The organism is Prodigiosinella confusarubida (assembly GCF_002847015.1).
In the GTDB taxonomy this organism is placed as follows: Bacteria; Pseudomonadota; Gammaproteobacteria; order Enterobacterales; family Enterobacteriaceae; genus Prodigiosinella; species Prodigiosinella aquatilis.
The window spans coordinates 865267-882435 of record NZ_CP025085.1; the positions used below are offsets into that span (position 1 = coordinate 865267).

General features: G+C 45.5%; 16 protein-coding genes. 9 read left to right on the plus strand and 7 right to left on the minus strand.

Going from position 1 to position 17169, the window contains the following annotated elements; genetic code table 11:
* Positions 1–751: 751 nt before the first annotated feature.
* The 3 genes from CWC46_RS22780 to CWC46_RS23575 are packed head-to-tail and all read left to right on the plus strand — an operon-like array spanning position 752 to position 3506.
* Complete coding sequence (locus tag CWC46_RS22780; protein ID WP_021013490.1) at positions 752–2665, plus strand: HAD-IIB family hydrolase; 1914 nt, start codon at positions 752–754, stop codon at positions 2663–2665.
* A complete protein-coding gene (gene rdgB / locus CWC46_RS04000) occupies positions 2658–3260 on the plus strand; it encodes an RdgB/HAM1 family non-canonical purine NTP pyrophosphatase (RefSeq protein ID WP_021013489.1) in 603 nt (200 codons plus the stop codon). Before CWC46_RS22780 ends, rdgB begins: the two co-directional genes overlap by 8 nt.
* Positions 3261–3263: 3 nt before the next feature.
* Positions 3264–3506, plus strand: a complete 243-nt coding sequence (locus CWC46_RS23575; RefSeq protein ID WP_021013488.1) for a YgjV family protein — start codon at positions 3264–3266, stop codon at positions 3504–3506.
* Positions 3507–3722: 216 nt separating this feature from the next.
* On the opposite strand, the gene CWC46_RS04010 is transcribed toward CWC46_RS23575, so the two are convergent.
* The 3 genes from CWC46_RS04010 to CWC46_RS23580 all read right to left on the minus strand — a co-directional run bounded on the left by CWC46_RS04010 (position 3723) and on the right by CWC46_RS23580 (position 5794).
* Positions 3723–4700, minus strand: a complete 978-nt coding sequence (locus CWC46_RS04010) for a zinc-binding dehydrogenase (protein ID WP_021013487.1) — start codon at positions 4698–4700, stop codon at positions 3723–3725.
* Positions 4701–4762: 62 nt separating this feature from the next.
* Positions 4763–5440 carry a type 1 glutamine amidotransferase domain-containing protein gene (locus tag CWC46_RS04015; RefSeq protein WP_021013486.1) on the minus strand — a complete coding sequence of 226 codons (678 nt, stop codon included), beginning with the start codon at positions 5438–5440 and terminating at the stop codon, positions 4763–4765.
* Positions 5441–5620: 180 nt separating this feature from the next.
* Complete coding sequence (locus tag CWC46_RS23580; RefSeq protein WP_416354393.1) at positions 5621–5794, minus strand: DegT/DnrJ/EryC1/StrS family aminotransferase; 174 nt, start codon at positions 5792–5794, stop codon at positions 5621–5623.
* Positions 5795–6133: 339 nt separating this feature from the next.
* On the opposite strand from CWC46_RS23580, the gene idnD reads away from it, so the two are divergent.
* The 6 genes from idnD to edd all read left to right on the plus strand — a co-directional run bounded on the left by idnD (position 6134) and on the right by edd (position 12807).
* On the plus strand, positions 6134–7165 hold the full coding sequence (gene idnD, locus CWC46_RS04020) for an L-idonate 5-dehydrogenase (protein WP_021013485.1): 1032 nt from the start codon (positions 6134–6136) through the stop codon (positions 7163–7165).
* A 17-nt stretch (positions 7166–7182) separates the two neighbouring features.
* Positions 7183–7947, plus strand: a complete 765-nt coding sequence (gene idnO / locus CWC46_RS04025) for a gluconate 5-dehydrogenase (protein ID WP_021013484.1) — start codon at positions 7183–7185, stop codon at positions 7945–7947.
* Positions 7948–8022: 75 nt separating this feature from the next.
* A complete protein-coding gene (locus tag CWC46_RS04030) occupies positions 8023–9345 on the plus strand; it encodes a gluconate:H+ symporter (RefSeq protein WP_021013483.1) in 1323 nt (440 codons plus the stop codon).
* 54 nt (positions 9346–9399) lie between these two features.
* On the plus strand, positions 9400–10398 hold the full coding sequence (gene idnR, locus CWC46_RS04035) for a DNA-binding transcriptional regulator IdnR (protein ID WP_021013482.1): 999 nt from the start codon (positions 9400–9402) through the stop codon (positions 10396–10398).
* A 64-nt stretch (positions 10399–10462) separates the two neighbouring features.
* On the plus strand, positions 10463–10990 hold the full coding sequence (locus CWC46_RS04040) for a gluconokinase (RefSeq protein WP_021013481.1): 528 nt from the start codon (positions 10463–10465) through the stop codon (positions 10988–10990).
* Positions 10991–11010: 20 nt separating this feature from the next.
* A complete protein-coding gene (gene edd / locus CWC46_RS04045; protein WP_021013480.1) occupies positions 11011–12807 on the plus strand; it encodes a phosphogluconate dehydratase in 1797 nt (598 codons plus the stop codon).
* Between the two features lie 200 nt (positions 12808–13007).
* On the opposite strand, the gene hemY is transcribed toward edd, so the two are convergent.
* The 4 genes from hemY to hemC are packed head-to-tail and all read right to left on the minus strand — an operon-like array spanning position 13008 to position 17036.
* Entirely contained in the window at positions 13008–14201 is a 1194-nt protein-coding gene (hemY, locus tag CWC46_RS04050) for a protoheme IX biogenesis protein HemY (protein WP_021013479.1), read from the minus strand.
* 2 nt (positions 14202–14203) lie between these two features.
* Positions 14204–15340, minus strand: coding sequence for a uroporphyrinogen-III C-methyltransferase (gene hemX, locus CWC46_RS04055; RefSeq protein WP_021013478.1), 1137 nt, complete (start codon positions 15338–15340; stop codon positions 14204–14206).
* A gap of 20 nt (positions 15341–15360) precedes the next feature.
* The gene (gene hemD, locus CWC46_RS04060) at positions 15361–16101 is read right to left on the minus strand and encodes a uroporphyrinogen-III synthase (protein ID WP_021013477.1); all 741 of its coding nucleotides are present in this window, start codon (positions 16099–16101) and stop codon (positions 15361–15363) included.
* Positions 16098–17036, minus strand: a complete 939-nt coding sequence (gene hemC / locus CWC46_RS04065) for a hydroxymethylbilane synthase (protein ID WP_021013476.1) — start codon at positions 17034–17036, stop codon at positions 16098–16100. The genes hemD and hemC overlap by 4 nt, the downstream gene beginning before the upstream one ends.
* Positions 17037–17169 lie beyond the last annotated feature (133 nt).

The window sequence follows — 17169 nt, forward strand, 5'->3', positions numbered from 1 at the left end:
TTTCTGGCGACAACTTACTGTTCACGCGTCTCAAAAAGGAGACGGATAATTCATTGAAATATAATAAATAATTTATTTTTGAATTAAAGTGTCTTGTATCTGCGACATATCGGGTGATCTCCCGTTCATTCCTAAGGTGGGTAGGTTGAACAGTAAATAGTGAAGTAATAAAAAATTCTTTACTTATCAACCGATAATTCAAGGTTACTCCTTTCGTTCGACTCTTGTTTGATATTTTGGCATAATATGTGCTTAACTTAACGCGTAGATGCTCATTCCACCTTCTATGTTTGCTCCGGCTTCATAAACCTGGGAATGACGCAGAGCCGTTTACGGTGCTTATCGTCCAACACCATATGAAGGATATCTTCATTGGACTTTTCGGACATGACGTTGAGTGAGGCACCACAAATTGTCTTATAGACCTGATTTTATTTAACGCTTGTCGTTTATCGGCAAGCGTTTTTTTTCGTGTCAGGGAAAGCCATTAACCGCGTAGCAGTATTTTGCCCTGGCAGCTCAGCCGCTGTTCATTGGCCGTCGCTTGAACCGTATTAGAAAGATCGAATAGCGTAATATCAGATCAACGCTGATGAAGCTTGTACCACGTTATGCGACTTACCGTAGTAAAACGGTAGAACGGGCATTTCACCAAGTTAAATCAGAGGCAATTTATCCCCTTTCGTATTTGTGAACCTCATGTTAAAATACGTTATGTATTCTAATATATAACGAGAAGAGAAAGGTACGCGTGAGAACTTATATCTTTGATTTAGATGGGACTATAGTTACAAACGGCAAAGTTATACATGATGTTATTGCTAACAAAATTTCATCATTAGCTGATAAGTATACTGTGATATTCGCTTCTGCAAGGCCAATCAGGGATATGTTGCCGCTGATACCAGAAAATCTCCGAAATTGCCTGATGGTTGGATGTAATGGAGGTATGGCATGGGAGAAAAACGCGTTTGTCTTTTCACATACTTTTGCCGATGAAAAAGCAAAGAGAATAGTTAGTTTCCTCAAGGCAAATAAGATCCCTTATGTCTTGGATGGCAACTGGAAATTTTCAGTATCAGACATAAGCCATGACTTCCATTCATATATAAGATCACTATCAGAGAATGAAACGAGTGAAGAATATATTTTTGATAGTGGTATCACTAAAATATTAGTTTTGGATGGATGCTCAAGAGAAAAAATAAACACATTCTTCCATAACGAAGATTTTAATTTTAATATTCATCATCATAGGAATGAAAACATTTTTGATATTACACCTCAAGTGGAGAATAAGTACTTATCTTTGTCTAAACTGGGTGTGAGTTTTGAAGAGGCGATTGTTTTTGGGAATGATGAAAATGATTTTGCTATGTTGGATAATGCTCGGCTTTCTGTTTTCGTCGGTGCTATGTCTGACTACCCGAAAGCGACATTTTACTGTCGGACTGAATATATCCCAACAATTTTAAATGAAGTCTCTGATACATTTGACCGAGGGATTAATAAACATTATGTAAATAAACAACAAATAGCAATTGAAAGTATTGATGATTTAATCCGTTTACAGAAAACCACCAGTAGTTGGGTACCTTGTGAACCTGATATTCTGTTGAAACTACAAATTGCAAAAATATCATCCTGGATTGGATATTCATTGTATGAATTGTATAGTATTGCTTTGGAAAGAAGTGTTTTTCATAAAAAAAGAGGCATTACCTCTCCAAAAGAAGATGATGGAGGAAAGAAGAGTTCTTCATTATATAAGATGAAGGAATCAATGATTGTTGCACTCAATAAAGAATTGTTGAGAATTAAAAACAATCTTGAGTTTTCTTCTTCCTTACACAATGAGGTTAGATATAAAAGAATCAATGAGCGATTGAATAATTCAGCCTTGATTATAGAAAAAATACTCACCATGACAAACACGCTTCTTTCTGAAATAAATATCCAAAACGATGATTCAACTGAATTTGTTAATATTCATCATGAATGTTTTATTTCTCCATCTTTACCGGTTCGAGAACATGAAGGTGAGATTTCGCATTCCGTAACGAAAAAAATGCGAATGATGTATTCTAATTATATTAATCTGGAAGTTCCAACCGTAGAGTGTTGTTGTGCGATTCTTAATGACTTTGAATTTGACTGGTCTAATACTCCATTTATTCATGATCTCAGTCGGCAAATAGAAGACGAAGTTTATCATGCAATTATATTACGAGAGGAGTATGAAAAACACGGAGGAGGTGGGCCTGCATTAAATTCTCATTTTAGATTTTGGCAGATGGCGAGAGGGGAAGATCTCCCTACACGTCTTTATATCCACCAGAAAATGGGTGAATGGATAGGTATCGATGCCGCTATTATGCAAGTATTGACTTGCAATGATAGTGATGTAACAGAAATTTATACGTCTATTGTCAGTGATGAAATAAATCATACTCGTTTAGGAACATATTGGATCGATCAATATTGTGATGATTATGAAAAGGTTAAAGAAAAGGCATTAAATAAAAGAAAACAGTTCGATGAAACTGACGAAGGGCCAGTAAAATTTCCGGTTAATGAGTATGTATGCGAGCTATGTGAATTCAAACGTGATGAAATTATTCAGCTTTTAGAACGTGAGTCTACATTCGGACGGTTAAATGGATAAGAATATGCGTATTATATTGGCAACTCAGAATAGTGGGAAGTTGAAGGAGTTCTCATCTATTGCAAAACTCGCTTGTGCAAGTGTTAATTTTGAGATCAAACCTATCGCTAATGATATCGGTGATATTCATGAGACTGGCGATAATTATCTAGACAATGCATTGATAAAAGCTGAAACCGTTTATGCTTTCTACCATAGCCCCGTGCTTTCTGATGATTCGGGTCTTGAACTCATTGATTTTAACAATATCCCGGGTGTTTATTCTGCGCGATTCGCTGGTATTTCTGCTAACGATGGGGAAAACAGGAATAAACTTTGTGAATTTATGACATCGAATTCTGTTTCTTCTACCCCGGCGCGATACCGTTGTTTACTTATTTATAAACCAGATGTAGCATCTTATTTCAAATTTGAAGCAATTTGGGATGGGGTGATCACAACCGATTTAAGAGGAAATTCCGGCTTTGGCTATGACCCTATGTTCATCCCAAATGGTTTTAGATGCACAGCAGCAGAATTAGATAATGAAGTTAAAAATAAAGTTTCTCATAGAGCAAAAGCTTTATTTGGGCTTTTCAAATTTTTGGGAGCGTAGATAATGTCGTTTCTTGATGTGTTTGGTTACATAGGGACGGTAGTCGTTGCGCTATCATTTATCTGTAAGAGTATTTTACGGTTAAGGCTACTAAATATGATAGGCGCCACAATAATAACACTATATGCATTAACAATACGAGCATATCCAGTTGCCGTTCTCGATGGCCTTATAGTAATAATTAATGGATATCAACTATATCTGATTTATAAAAGTAAAAAAGGTATCAGGATAAATGCCTTGTAATTAAGTGCTTTTATATCTCGGTAAAATAGATGGCTTTCCAAAATATGGTAAATAATCATGTAATTAAAATTAATTGCATGCCTGTTATATTTCACGTTACATGTGTGTAATCCAGCACGTAGATTCCCATGCCATATTTTCCCTGGTTTTATAAATCTGATTTTATTTAACGCTTGTCGCTTATCGGCAAGCGTTTTTTCGTGTCAGGGAAAGCCATTAACCGCGTAGCAGTATTTTACCCTGGCGCCCAGGTCGTTCGCTGGCCGTCACCGCCTGAACCGCGTCGGAAAGATCGAATAGCGAGTCTACCGGCAGTATCAGATCACCGCTGGCAGCCAGATGTATCAATTCGCCGATCATCCGTTGCTTATCTTGGGCTGGCACCGTGCTGGCTACTTTACTGGCCCAAAATCCCTTAATGGTCACCTGTTTGAAAATCATGTCACCGGAACTGATTTGCATAGGTTGACCGCTCATGGCACCAAACGAAACCAGCACTCCTCCTTCACTCAGCAGATGTAACAAATCGCCACTGCTTTTACCGCCTACAGAGTCAACTGCACGTACCAGTGGTTTTCCGTCCAACAGGGCAGCAATCTGTTCTTGCCAGTCGGGATGGTCGGTCGAAATCGTATTTCTCAATCCTAGTGCGGCCATCTCTTTGATGGTCCCATGGCGACGAACCAGATTAATGACATGAATTCCCCGTGATTTTGCCAGCATGGCTACGGTTTTCCCAACTGTACCGTTGGCGGCGTTCTGAATCATCCATTGTCCGGGTTTGATATCAAGGTATTCCAGCAGCATCAATGCGCTTACCGGCATAGCAATCAGTTGGCAACCAACCTTGTCATTAATCTCATCCGGTAATGGTACCGCCGCTGTAGCCGTTGCCAGAAAATATTCCGCCCAGGTGCCATGTACGCCAGCGGTTACCACGCGCTGACCGATTTTCAGGTGCTGCACGTTACTACCGAGAGCATCGATTACGCCGGCGGCTTCACTACCACCGATTCCGGGTAACACCGGTTTATGGCCGTACATTCCCCTTATTGTCCAAAGATCGTGGTTATGAATGGGAGAATAGGTCATGCGAACAAGGATTTGTTCAGGACCTGGTTGGGGTTGAGGTACTTCGGTCAGAGTAAGGACTTCGGCCGGATTGCCAAATGAAGCGTGGGTGACACTGCGCATTCTGGTTTCCTTATAGTATTTTCGCCGGAAAAACCGTGCTGCCTTTGTCAGCGTGCACAAGGTTAAGCCATCAGTTTCAGCATTTCAGAGGCAACTGGCGCAGAGCTGGCCGGATTTTGCCCGGTGACCAGCAGCCCATCAGTGACCACATGTGGATGCCAGTCGGCGGTTTTTTCGTAAATACCACCTTGCCGTTTCAGTTCATCTTCTACCAGAAAAGGTACGACATTGGTGAGTTGTACGGCCTCTTCTTCACTATTGGTGAAACCCGTGACTTTGCGCCCTTTAACCAGTGGTGCGCCATCACTGTTTTTCACATGGCGTAATACGCCAGGGGCATGACAAACCGCGCCAACCGGTTTTCCAGCACTGGCAAATGCTTCAATTAAGGCGATGGAATGCGGATCTTGTGCCAGATCCCATAGCGGACCGTGGCCACCGGGATAAAATACAGCGTCGAAATCGGCTTCATGTACGTCCGACAAGCGTTGTGTCGAGGCCAGCATCTGTTGGGCTTCCGGGTCTTGTCTGAAACGTTCCGTATATTCGGTTTGTGCATCGGGCGCATCACTTTTCGGATCAAGCGGTGGGTGCCCCCCTTTTGGTGAAGCTAGTGTCAGTGAAGCTCCGGCATCTTTGAAAACATAATAGGGGGCGGCGAATTCCTCCAGCCAGAACCCGGTTTTTTTCCCAGTGTTACCCAACTGATCGTGTGATGTCAGTATCATCAAAATCTTCATGATTATCAGTCCTATGGTGTAAAAACGTTAAGTGCATAAGTCCATGGGTCGGGTTATCAAAACATAGAGTGTATTTCCGTTTGTCACCCTGACTAATGAGCTTGGCGTAATAGCGTTCGATATGCAGAGAAGGATAGCAGATGCGGAGAGATAAAAGGGTCGAGGCGGAATCGGTAAGTGTCAGGATTGATGTACTCCTGTTATATTCCTGACCATCAGGGTCAGCATTAAACTGATCGTTGCTGAGGGCGCGGCAGTGATGTGATCAACTCCGATAGCGTTTCTCACTGCTTTTTCATAAGCGCGCTTAATACGGCCTTTGATGAGCATATCTGTTGTAATTACTGAGCGAATATTTTTTTCATCTCCTTATTTTTTATAAATTTAATTTCATTAAACTTTAATATTAATACTTTCCTGGTATCAGGTGCTTAAGAAATTGTCGATATTTCCAAAATATATGGGTTTTCCTCAATACTGATTAACCTGTCGTGTCTTTTATTTACGCCATAAGAGCGTTTATGTTTTCTCAGTCACGTTATTTGTAACATGGATTTTGTAACAACAGGGTGATGACTTCACGTTATGCGTAACATACGTTACGTAACATGAATTATAGTGACGCACTTCAAATTTTTAAGGGGAATGTTCCTGTTTTATAGCGACATCTCTTAATGAGTAACGAGGTGTAGAATGATCGATGAAACAAAATCCTGCGTTGTGTCAGGAAAAAATAAAGTCAGTGTTATTCAGCAGGAAATCAATTATCAGGGAATAGGGACATTGGTAAGAATTACTCGTGGTGGGATCTGTGGTTCTGATCTGCATTATTATCATGAGGGTAAGGTCGGGACCTATCAGGTTAAACAACCGATGATACTGGGTCATGAAGTTATCGGGGTTGTTGTTGAGAGTGATAGCGATAAGATTATTAAAAACCAGAAAGTCGCTATTAATCCAAGTAAGCCTTGTGGTCACTGTGAATATTGTAAGTCGCATGAAGAAAATCAATGTGTCAATATGCGATTTTTTGGCAGTGCTATGTATTTCCCCCATGTAGATGGTGGGTTTACGCAATATAAAATAGTAGATACAAGTCAGTGTATTCCTTTTGATGATCAAGCCAGTGAACAGGTTATGGCATTTGCCGAGCCATTGGCTGTCGCAATTCACGCTGTTAATCAGTCTGGTGATATTAAAGGGAAGAAAGTTTTCATATCCGGTGTCGGCCCTATCGGCTGTCTGGTGGTTGCCGCAGCAAAAGCGATGGGGGCAAAAGAGATTGTTTGCACCGATGTAAGTGAGCGGTCACTAACTATGGCGAGTGCCATGGGGGCGACAACCGTACTTAATGCCGTATCGGCTGATTTCTCTTCCTATCTGAAAGACAAAGGTTACTTTGATGTTTCGTTCGAGGTGTCTGGTCATCCGCAATCGATCTCGCGTTGTTTAGCGGTCACCCGGGCGAAAGGAACGATGGTTCAGGTGGGTATGGGTGGCGCGGTGCCCGATTTCCCGATCATGATGCTTATTGCCAAAGAAATAACGTTGACCGGAACATTCAGGTTTAAAGAGGAATTTAATACATCAGTGGAGTGGTTAAATAACAATACTATTAATCCATTGCCATTGTTAAGCGCTGAGTTTTGTTACGACGAATTGGAAAAGGCGCTTTTATTCGCATCAGATAAAACAAAAGCAGCAAAAGTACAGTTAACGTTTTAATTTTAATTGAGGTTGTTATGAAAAATCTGTTTTCATTAGAGAATAAAAAAATACTTATTACTGGCGCAGCACAGGGCATCGGTTTTTTACTCGCCAAAGGGTTGGCTGAGTATGGCGCGGAAATTATTGTAAACGATGTGACCGCCGAGCGTTCAGAAAATGCTGTCTCGGAATTAAAAAAAATGGGTTATATGGCTTATTCGATGCCATTTGATGTGACAAATCATCATAGTGTGAATGAGTCCGTTGATTACATAGAAGACAATATCGGTGAAATTGATGTTTTGATCAATAATGCTGGTATTCAACGGCGTCACCCTTTTACTGAATTCCCTGAGAATGAGTGGAACGATGTTATTGCTGTTAATCAGACAGCCGTATTTTTTGTTTCTCAAGCCGTGGCCCGTAAAATGATGGTTCGCAGGAGCGGGAAGATTATTAATATCTGTTCAATGCAAAGTGAGCTGGGTAGAGATACGATTACACCGTATGCCGCATCAAAAGGCGCTGTGAAAATGTTAACACGCGGCATGTGTGTAGAGCTCGCTCGTTATAATATTCAGATAAATGGTATTGCCCCTGGGTATTTTAAAACTGAAATGACGAAAGCGCTGGTTGAAAACGAAGAGTTTACTTCATGGTTGACGAAGCGTACTCCTGCCGCGCGTTGGGGTGATCCGAAAGAGCTTATTGGTTCTGCTGTCTTTTTATCATCACAAGCATCAGATTTTGTTAATGGACACTTATTATTCGTTGATGGTGGAATGTTGGTCGCCGTATAAATCTGATATTGAGACTAAATATATATTGTTTCCATTGGCGGCGGATTATCGCTGCCTTTATTCCAGGAGTATTGTATGCCGTTAATAATAATAGCGATTGGTGTCGTTCTCTTACTTATTCTTATGATTGGCTTCAAAATAAATGGATTTATCGCACTAGTGCTGGTTGCTGCGCTTGTCGGAATTGCCGAAGGAATGACACCACTTAAAACGATTGCCTCTATTCAGTCTGGTATAGGTAATACCCTTGGCGGGTTAGCACTTATTCTTGGGTTCGGTGCGATGCTTGGCCGATTGATTTCTGATACCGGGGCGGCACAACGTATTGCGTCTACCCTGATTCATCGATTTGGCAGAAATAATATTCAATGGGCCTTGTTAATTACCGGATTGATTGTTGGCTTGGCCATGTTCTATGAAGTAGGTTTTGTATTATTGCTGCCGCTGGTTTTTACTATTGTTGCCTCTGCCGGATTACCGTTGCTTTACGTTGGGGTTCCCATGGTGGCCGCGCTTTCTGTGACCCACTGTTTTCTGCCGCCTCATCCTGGTCCGACAGCGATTGCCACCATTTTTAATGCAAACCTGGGCACAACATTGCTCTATGGCCTTATTATTGCGATTCCTACGGTTATCATCGCTGGTCCTTTATTTTCAAAGTTGCTTAAAAAATACGAAAAAGAACCCCCTAAGGGACTGTTTAATCCCCATGTATTTGCTGAAGAAGAGATGCCGGGTTTTGGCGTCAGCCTGTTATCCGCTATTATCCCGGTTATTTTAATGGCGTCTGCTGCAATTTGTGAAATGTTGTTGCCAAAAGGTAATACGGTACGATTACTTTTTGAATTTATCGGACACCCTGCCGTTGCTCTTTTTATTGCTATCGTATTGGCTATATTTACGTTGGGTCTGCGTAATGGGCGAAATATAGAGTCGGTCATGGCGATTGCGAGTGACTCTATCGGTGCCATAGCCATGATCATGTTTATTATTGCTGGTGGCGGCGCATTTAAACAGGTCCTGGTTGATAGTGGGGTGGGCAATTATATTGCGATGCTCATGAAAGGCTCATCTCTATCTCCATTGCTGATGTGCTGGACAGTAGCCGCCTTGCTGAGAGTTGCCCTGGGATCGGCGACGGTCGCGGCGATTACTACCGCGGGTATTGTATTACCTTTGATTGCGATTACACATGTTGATCCCGCGTTAATGGTGTTGGCCGTGGGGGCCGGCAGTGTGATTGCGTCACATGTGAATGATCCAGGATTCTGGTTGTTTAAAGGGTATTTCAATCTTAGTGTGGTAGAAACATTAAAGGTGTGGACGGTGATGGAAACACTGATATCCATATTGGGACTTATTGGTGTCCTCATGCTTAATAGTGTTATCCACGTGTAGGCGTTCAATCATCAGGGCAGGAAGTTCCTGCCCTGAAGTAATGGCAGAGAGAGCATGAAAAACCATAGAGTAACGTTGCAGGATATAGCGAATCTAGCGAATGTGACCAAGATGACGGTGAGTCGGTATCTGAGGACACCTAACCAGGTTGCGCCTGAAACAGGGAAAAAAATTGCTCAGATTATGGAGGAGGTTAATTATATCCCCAACCGGGCACCAGAAATGTTGCTTAATACAAAGAGTTACACGATTGGTGTTTTGATCCCTTCGTTCAAAAACCAAATCTTTGCCGATATGCTCGCAGGTATTGAATCGGTTACTTCCGGGAAGCAATATCAAATATTGATTGCTAATTACAATTACAAACAGAAATCGGAAGAAGAACAAATCATAAATTTGCTCGCTTATAATATTGATGGAATTATTTTGTCTGAAAAATCGCACACGGTGCGAGCCGTGAAATATTTACGCTCAGCTAAAATCCCTATTGTGGAAGTTATGGATATTGAAGGACCATGCCTGGATATGGAAGTTGGTTACTCTAACAGTAAAGCCGCATTCGACATGGTTTCAACGATGCTGGAAAACCGTAATAAGAAAAAGATTATTTATCTTGGTTCTCAGGATGATCTGCGTGATGAATTACGGTTTCAAGGGTATTGTGAGGCCATGAGAAAAAAAGGATTACCTACTCACCATATTAACCCTAAATCCATTTCATCCATTCAGCTTGGCACACAATTATTGGCATTGGCATTAAAGGAACATCCGGATCTTGATGGTATTTTCTGTACTAATGATGATATCGCTGTTGGTGCGTTGATTAGCTGTTTTAAAAAAGGGATCAACGTTCCTGATGATATATCGATTGCAGGATTCCACGGGCTTGAAATCGGGAAGGAGATGGTTCCCAGTCTCGCCAGTGTTATCACTCCCCGGTTTATGGTCGGTCAAAAAGCAGCAAGTATTCTGTTAAATAAAATCAACGATACTCATTATTCGACGCATTCAATGGATTTGGGATATCAAATTTATCTCGGAGAAACACTGTAATTTTTTGTATCAAATGGGTGTGCTGACTTGTCTGTGTGAAATTATTTTTAGATAAGGTTTATAAATGAAACGGGAAAAAGGCGGGAAAAGTTTTGTTCTGATGGGCGTGGCAAGTACAGGGAAGTCAACAATAGGTGCAGCATTGGCAAGAACGCTTGGCGCCAAGTTTATTGATGGAGATGATCTGCATCCTCGCCATAATATTTTAAAGATGGCGAGTGGGCATCCTTTAAACGATGATGACCGATTACCTTGGCTTGAACGTATTCGTGATGCAGCATTCAGTATGGAAAAGAAAAATGAAACCGGCATTATTGTTTGCTCGGCGCTGAAAAAGAAGTACCGCGATATGATTCGAGATGGTAATGAGCATGTTGCCTTTATTCATTTATACGGTTCCTTTGAACTGGTATTAGCACGTATGCAGGCCCGTACCGGTCATTTCATGCCGGTTGAACTACTGAAGAGTCAGTTTGAGACGCTGGAAATGCCAGGTGATGATGAACCTGATGTTCTCCATGTGGATATCGACGGTGATTTTGATGATGTCGTGACGCGTTGTGTTAACGCGGTCCGCTGTTACTGTCTTTAAAATATCGTGGAGGTGGGTGTATGAATAACATCATTGAACAGATCAGCCGTAACATCGCCGGGCGGAGCCAGGAAACACGCCGTCGTTATCTGAACAAAATTGATGCACAGGCTGTGAAGTGGAAACGCCGTGCACACTTATCCTGCGGTAATCTGGCCCATACGGTCGCTGCCTGTTCCGCCATGCAGAAAAAATCCATTCTGGATTTTACCCGGGTCAACGTGGGGATTATTACCGCATACAGCGATATGTTAAGTGCTCATCAGCCTTACGCGTTCTACCCTGACCTGATTAAACGGGCACTGGCGCAACTGGGGCACAGCGCCCAGGTTGCCGGCGGCGTACCCGCTATGTGTGACGGTATAACACAGGGACAGGACGGTATGTCATTGTCTCTGTTTTCCCGGGATTTGATTGCGCAGGCGACGGCCGTATCACTGAGCCACAATACATTTGATGCCTCACTGCTGCTGGGCGTGTGCGATAAAATTGCTCCTGGTCAGTTGATTGGTGCGCTTTCTTTCGGTCACTTACCAACCGCGTTTGTACCATCAGGGCCGATGCCAACCGGGATCAGCAATAATTATAAAGTGAAAATACGTCAACAATATGCGGCGGGTGAGGTTGGTAAAGATGCGTTGCTGCATATGGAATGCGATGCCTACCATGCCCTGGGAACCTGCACTTTTTTCGGTACTGCCAATACCAATCAACTGGTATTTGAAGCAATGGGGCTGATGCTGCCCGGCTCGGCATTTGTTCCCCCTGCCGATCCGCTGCGTGAGGCTCTGACGATAAAAATAGCAGAGCATATTGCTGCTATCAGCCATAACAATGCGCAATACCGCTCTTTGTCCAGCGTGCTGGATGAAAAGTCGTTGGTGAATGGATTGGTTGCGTTACTGGCATCGGGAGGAAGCACTAACCATTCCATTCATATGGTTGCAGTGGCTGCCGCGGCCGGTTATATCCTGAACTGGGATGACATCGATGCCCTGTCGCAAGTCGTCCCCTTACTGGTGAAGATGTATCCGAACGGGCCGGCTGATATCAATGAATTTCAGCGGGCTGGCGGGGTGCCTACTTTGATGAAGGCGTTGGCAGAACGTGATTTGCTGCATCTGGATGCCACTCCGGTCTTTGGCAGCCTGTCCGACTATATGAAAGTGCCCCGGCTGGATGACGGACAGATAACGTATCATCCGGCCACCGACTCTATGAATTCTGATGTCATTGCGCTTCCTGGTGAGCATTTCAGTGCCCACGGCGGACTCAAGGTGGTGGGAGGTAATCTGGGCCGTGGGATCATTAAAGTCAGTGCGGTTGCCCCGGAGTGCCGTTTCATCGAAGCGCCGGCCCGGGTGTTTGAATCACAACATGATGTCGAGAGCGCTTATCACGCCAATGAGTTCACGCAAGATGTCGTGATTGTGGTCCGGCACAATGGTCCCGCGGCCAATGGAATGCCGGAGCTGCATAAGTTAATGCCGATACTGGGTAATCTGATGAAGGATGGGTTGAAGGTCTTTCTTGTCACGGACGGACGGTTATCCGGTGCGTCGGGTAAGGTTCCGGCGGTACTTCATCTCTGCCCGGAAGCGAAAAAAGACGGGCCATTATGCCGTCTCGTCGATGGCGATATCATTCGGATTGATGCAGACAGCGGGCAAATTGATGTCTTGGCCGATCTAACTGACCGTGTAGCATATCATCCAGATTGGACGGCGGAGCAGGTAGGCTCGGGCCAGGAATTGTTCTCGGTGTTTCGTCAAGCCGTTTCCAATGCGGAACAGGGCGCGACAATTTTCCGTTTTTAGTAAAAGCCGATAGTGATTCACTGGTCGGGTGAATACGGCTATGCCGGGAAAGAGAAGCGCGTGTCAGGAATTGTGGCAGAGGCTATCTGAGGACGAGGATACTCAACGGCTGCACTGTTGCGTGTCCTGAAATCTTTATACGTTCAGGCTATTTCCCCTGAACGTATAAAAGGATGGTGGGATTAATGCCGGTTAACCTATTACTGCGGGTTTGATTGCAGTGTCAACAGCAACCCTTCTCGTCGCATATGGGTCGCTTCATCCGGCAGATGCAGGCGATCCAGCGCATCCGCGCACCAGGCGTAATCATAGGCATCTGGTCGTATTTCCAATGCGGCGCGGAAGGCATCTACAGCCTGTTGCCATTCACCGTGCTTCATCAACAACTGCCCCAGCGTACTGTGTAGTAAGGGTGTGGAACCGTGTTGTTTAAGCAATTGACGCAGTATTTTTTCCAGTTGATCAGGGTTTCCGGCTTTGATGCGCGGCATGAGTAGTATCAGACGCTCGTCATACTGGCGTTTTAGACCATCCACAATAATCTGTTGGGCGGTATCGGGGTCGTCACATTGGATTAAATGTTCCGCCATCGCTATTTGTAACGTCAGTTCCTGACGCGTTTTCCGGCTCTGGTTTTTCCACCACTGCCTGAGTCCCTCGCTACCCCCTTCGGACATGGCCTGATTCATCAGCCCAATGGTTGAGCGTTGCTGGAGATCCTGTAGTTGTTGTTCATCGTGCAACTGAATTTTGCGCATGGCGGGCAGAATATCCAGCAACGCGCTGTAAGCGCCGGTACGCAGGAACGCCTGTTCCGCTAGCCGCAGCACTTCCGGGTGCCGTGGGGCGACTTCCAGCAGATGATCAATACCGTGACGGGCAGCATGATCTTCGTTGCGAGCCAACTGGATACGCACGCGGGTAATATCCACCGGAAGCTGATTGGTATCCGCAATTTCTGCTGCACGCTCCAGATATTGTTTGGTACGAAAGTCATCGCCACGTTGCTGAGCCGCCTCTGCCGCCAACAGGTAATTTACCACCGGTTGATCGGCATGATCGGCATTACGCATCAGTAGTTTTTCTACCTGTAGATAATCGCCTTCGGCCAGTTTAAGTAACGCCGCCTTGGTTTGCTTACGGGCCCGACTGCTTTTGCGTCCGATAAACCAGCCATGAGTACGTGAACCGGTACGAAAAATCCGGCGTAGCAACCATTCGATGATCAGAAAAGCCAGCAAAAACAGAACCAGCATAATCACCAGGCCGGTAACGCTGGTCTCAACGTTATAGTTGTCGGTCTGAATCAATACATAACCCTGATGCCCCGCCATCATTGGGCCAACGACGATACCGGCGATAAGCACGATAAACAGCAACAAGACCTTTAGCATAATCAGCCCTCCTGCGGCGTGGCTGACGGCTGCGCCAGCAGGTTACGGACTCGGGTCTGCATGACTTTTTCCAGCAGCGCCTGGCTTTCCAGTTCGGTGGGGACATCCATCGAAATGGATTGCTTGCTCAGTGCATCCAACTGTTCCAGGAACGCTTTAGTGCTGGGATCATTGTCATCAAAATAGGCCCGGACCCAAACAGCAGCGGTTTCCAGCGACTGTTTGTAGATTTCGTTCTGGTGACGGGGAATGGCCTGGGCAGCGATTAACAGGCGCGAGCGAATATTTTCACGCAGGTAAACATCCTGATTCGGCGCCAGCAATGGCTCGGCGGTACTGTCACGACGACGGATAGTAATGAAATCCGAGAGGAAGTTATGCCAGCTTTTGATCAGGTTTTGCCGCCATTCGCTCAAGGAAGCCGATACCGCAGTGTCGTTGTCGTCCATGGGCGCTTCATTGGTATCGTTATCCGCCAGACGCAGATTGTCTACCTGATCGGCCAACTGGTTAACTTTAAGAATGATGCCGTCAAAATCAATCTGGTTGACAGCAGCCAGCGTACTGATGTCATGCGTTAACGCGCGGCGCACATCAATCAGGCTTGGATCGTGCATGTCGGCCAGACTCATATCAGCACTTTTCAGCAATGCGACAGCGGTCGTCACGTCTTTATCACTCCAGAGCTTGCGGCCTGCCATTTTCACCAGAAAATCGGCCTGCGCCAATAACCAGGTTTGAGAGTCGCCATTGGAGATTGTCGCCAGTTTTTCCCGCATTTCATCCGACTGGCGAGTTAATGTCGCAATCTGCTGTTCTGCCGCGCTCTGCGCTTTGCCTTGTTGCACCTGCGTCTGCTGCCATTGCTGCTGTTCCTGCTGATATTGTTTTTGCATGGCGGCGATCTGGGTTTGCAGGAGATCAATATTGGCGGACTGACGTTGTGCCTGTTGATGCATGTAGTAGTAAAGACCGCCGCTTAACCCTAATGCGATAACGATTGCTGTTATACCCAGAAGCACACCGTGGCGTTTGGGGGCGGGGGTCAGCGGTTTTTTCTGTTCTTTCTGCGGATGTACGGGGTCAACCCGTCCGACAACCTCTTCCGGAGGGGGCGGGGGGGTAATGTGTTCCGTCATAATGATACCTATGATCAGGGTTATTGTAGTGCGCGCATCAGCGCATCGTTATCCGCATTATCGGCGATCCGGATATCACTCCAGCCAAGCTCTCGTGCCAGATCGGCCAGACGCTCGCTTACGACAATCACTCGGCAACACAGCAGCCAGGATGTCCGATAATAATCAGGTACTAAAGTATATAGCTGTTGCAGCATTTCTCCGCTGGTTATTACCAACGTATTAATGTTTAACGACTGCCAGTGCTGGCTCTGCTCCATACCGTTATAAAAGACCGGATTACGCTGGTAGCATTCACAGTAACTGACGTCGGCGCCGCGTTCTTGCAGTGTGTTGCCAAGCAGCTCCCTACCACCGTTACCGCGCAACAGTAACGCCCGTTTACCTGCTACGTGCTGTAATGAAGGCAGTTGCAACAGGGTTTCACTGGTTCCCCGTTCCGATGGATATTGCACGGGCAAGCTGCTAACGGTATGCAGGGATAATCCGGTCGTGCGCCCCACGGCATAGTAGGTTAACGCTTTAGGCCATCCGGTTTCGGTACGGACCAACACCGGATTAGCATGATCCACTACCTGCTGGGAAAGGACAATAACCAGATCGCCAGGATGTAATGCAGCAAGCATGTTCGGCAACTGGGATAACTCCCGTCCAGGCGAAAAATCAATCAATGGACTGTGATAAGCTGGCAGACCGGCCAGACAGAGGCGGGCTACCAGTTGCTCACCCGCAGGGGAGGGACGGGTAACCAGAATCGTCATGATGGCGTGTCCCCATAAACGGCTTGTAAAATGGTTTTGGCACCTCGGGCTAACAACTCTTCCGCCAGATTGATGCCAATCTGTTCTGCATACTGCAAGTTGCCTCGGCGTTCACTCCGGATAATGCAACTGCCATCCGGTGCGCCGACCAGCGCCCGTAGCCACAGCGTCTCACCTTCCAGTTCGGCGTAACTGCCAATAGGAACCTGACAGCCTCCTTCCAGTCGCGTATTCATGGCGCGCTCAGCCTGTACCCTTATTGCCGTTTCTGTGTGATTGAGTGGTGCCAGCAGCATGCGGGTATGCTCATCATCCAACCGACATTCAATACCAACGGCACCTTGCCCAACCGCGGGTAACGACTCTTCCGGGCTTAATGCACAACGAATGCGATTTTCCAGCCCCAGACGTTTCAGACCAGCGACGGCCAGAATAATGGCGTCATATTCGCCACTATCAAGCTTCGCCAGCCGTGTGCCGACGTTGCCACGTAAATCACGGATGGTCAGATCGGGGCGCTGCGCCCGCAACTGACATTGACGGCGCAGGCTAGATGTCCCGACGCAGCTTCCAGCGGGTAAATCCGTCAGACCAGAATAGTGATTGGAAACAAAGGCGTCACGGGGATCTTCGCGTTCACAGATCGTGACCAGACCCAGGCCTTGAGGAAATTCAATAGGAACATCTTTCATGGAGTGTACGGCGATATCTGCGCGTTTTTCCATCAGAGCCAATTCTAACTCTTTGACGAACAAACCTTTACCACCAACTTTTGCCAGCGGTGTATCCAGCAGAACATCACCGCGGGTGATCATTGGCACCAGATCTACGCGTAAACCGGGATGGTATGCCTGTAGCCGATGTTGGACATACTGAGCTTGCCATAGGGCGAGTGGGCTCTGTCGGGTGGCGATTCTGAGAATATTGTCTAACATGCTTGATACCGTTTTTAGCATTTTTAGCCATCGTACCATTGATGACGCGCTGGTGTCAGTTGCCTGGCATCTGCAATTAAGGATGAAAAGACGGAAATGGGGGGATGCCCCTGCTGGTGATAAGGTAACAAGA